The following is a 2,583-nucleotide window of genomic DNA, read 5'->3' on the forward strand; positions in this document are numbered from 1 at the left end:
GATAGATTTTTACCGCGATCAGTCAGTGGCATTTGAGGGCTTTAAGTCTGATAGCTTTGATCTGTTTTTCGACTATACCGCAAAAAACTGGGCTAAGGCCTACGACTTCCCTGCCTTGAATGAAGGTAAGGTCATTAAAGCGGAAATTAAACATGATATTCCCAGCACCACTCAGGCTTTTTTCTTTAACAACCGCCGTAAGATATTTTCCGATCCAAAAGTCAGAGAAGCACTGAGCTTAATGTTTGACTTTGAGTGGACGAACAAAGCCCTTTTTAATGGCGCTTATAAGCGAAACCAAAGCTACTACCCTAATTCAGCATTCAAAGCTACTGGCCTCCCTAGTGAAGAGGAGCTTGAACTACTATTGCCTCATAAGAAAAATTTGCCTGTTTCCCTATTTGAGTCTGCCTTTTCCCTACCCAAAACTAAAGGCAATGGAAATATTCGTACAGTACAACGCAGAGCACTCAATCTTTTAAAACAAGCTGGCTGGATTTTAAAGGATGGTGAATTAAGGCATGCAAACAGCGGAAAAGTATTTAGCTTCGAAATACTCATTCGTCAGGCTGGAATCCAGCGCGTTATTCTACCTTTTGTGAAGAACTTACAAAAAATCGGTATTACTGCAGAGCCACGGCTAATCGATACAGCTCAATACAAAGTACGGTTAGATCAATTTGATTACGATATGACGACTGTTTCTTTGTCTCAGGGTCAGGCCCCCAGTTACGAGCAACGAGACTACTTTCATTCCGATACGGTTAATATCGAGGGCAGCCAAAATTATGCGGGTATCAATGACCCTGTCGTTGACGACCTGCTTGGCCATGTATTGCGAGCCAGGACCCGCGCAGAACTGATAGTCGCAATGAATGCGCTAGACCGAGTACTCTTATGGAGACACTATAGCATTCCAAACTGGCACCTAAACTACCACCGTCTTGCCTATTGGGATCGATTTGCTCGTCCAAGCACTCAGCCGCCCTATAAGCTTGGTGTTGAGAACTGGTGGCGTAAAACAAGCAATGATTAGGGTTTCCCATTTCCTGTAACATTCCTGTCATAAAAACTTAATATCCTGTATTGGTCGTATCACACACAAAACGGGAATCAAGCAATGATCGCACAGAAACTACGTATACTTGGCTTATCAACGGTTATGGCTCTTGGTGTAGCTGCGTGCGCAAGCACGGATACAAAAGAAGCTACTTCAGCGTCTGAAACAATGCAAACGCAAACAAAGATGTCAGTAAAGGTACCGGCATTATATGAAGTACACCACGATGGCCGTATTTACTTTTTCTATGATAAAGCCTTATACCAATCTTTCCTTAAGACTGGGCATACTGCTTACATGGTTGCACGCATCGGTGCAGGCCCTAAAGGCGAAACCCTAAAGTTTGCTTTGACAGGCGAAGATAAGAAGAAGCGTTCAGGTATTCCAAGTATTGATCTGATTGAAGGCACTGTAGCGCCAGCCCAGCCATTCTATGGTGAAATGCGCATGGAAGGCCGAATCTACGTCTTCAGCACACTAGAAGATATGAATAGCGTTCGAAAAGTAGGCGAAGCACCTTATCGTTTCACAGAAATCGGTTCAGGACCAAAAGGCGAGACTGTTGTCTATGTGCTAAACAAGACAAACAAAAAGCACAAGCCGCTTGAATTGATTACAGAGTTCAAGAAGCAAAATAACATGTAGTTGATAGAACTGATTGCCTTATTTAAGCAATGAGGCAATCATTTATATGCAGTATTCATTTATTCCCTTATCGTGCTAGTAAGCAACGATCAACTGTAAAAATCGCTACTTATCTAACAGCCTGCCATCGTCACTTATAAGTCAGTGAGAGGAAGATTAAATAATCAATTCGTTCGACAAACGCATTATCCGCTATTAAAAAATAGCTATCCAGGTTGTTAAATATGGACACCCAGACTATATTTATCTTATGTCTAAGTGCCTGCCATCAAATTCAGTACTGTTACTTCTCACCACTCTCTTTTTATTGGGTTTATGTAGTGCATCTCACGCTACTTTTGAAGTTGGAACAACTTCCAGTTCACATACCCCTATTGGGCAAGGCATCCAGTACATAGAAGCACCTAACGCTGAGCAGACTATCGAATCAATATTGAGTAACGAACCCCGATGGCAAACCAGTACCCAGCAAATATTTAACCGGGGGTATAGTAATTCAGACTGGTGGCTTAAATTTGACGTAATAAATATTGGAAGCGACAGCCAGTTTTACCTAGAATTTGATTACCCTGTTCTCGATTATCTAGATGTCTATCTAGTTGCAAAAAATCAAATAATCGAAAAACACTTTATGGGAGACAAACTTAGTTTTTCGGAGCGCCCACTTAAGCACCGCTTATTTATACTCCCCCTTGACCTGCCTTCGTCACAAAACATAAGGGTTTACGTTAGAGCCAAATCCTCAAGTTCACTGCAAGTCCCCATTAAGTTATGGCGCCCTGAAGCTCACCGACAAGCAGATAGCGCAACCAATCTCGTTCATGGCGTGTATATGGGAGGCATACTAGTAATCGCCATCTACAACCTCTTGGTATATC

Annotated in this window: 3 protein-coding genes; all 3 read left to right on the forward strand. The window is 42.3% G+C overall.

The features are described from left to right. Positions 1-1,036 (forward strand): extracellular solute-binding protein (locus A3766_RS15665; RefSeq protein ID WP_197479592.1); only part of this gene is annotated, 1,036 nt, incomplete at its 5' end. A gap of 84 nt (positions 1,037-1,120) precedes the next feature. Beyond that, positions 1,121-1,705, forward strand: a complete 585-nt coding sequence (locus A3766_RS15670; RefSeq protein ID WP_068510282.1) for a hypothetical protein — start codon at positions 1,121-1,123, stop codon at positions 1,703-1,705. A 250-nt stretch (positions 1,706-1,955) separates the two neighbouring features. Further along, on the forward strand, positions 1,956-2,583 hold a 628-nt coding region (locus A3766_RS15675; RefSeq protein ID WP_197479593.1), incomplete at its 3' end, for a 7TM-DISM domain-containing protein.

This window comes from Oleiphilus sp. HI0132 (assembly GCF_001635845.1).

Excerpts from the sequence above, each read along its gene's own strand:
- A3766_RS15670 (WP_068510282.1), top strand. The coding sequence starts at position 1,121 with ATGATCGCACAGAAACTACGTATACTTGGCTTATCAACGGTTATGGCT.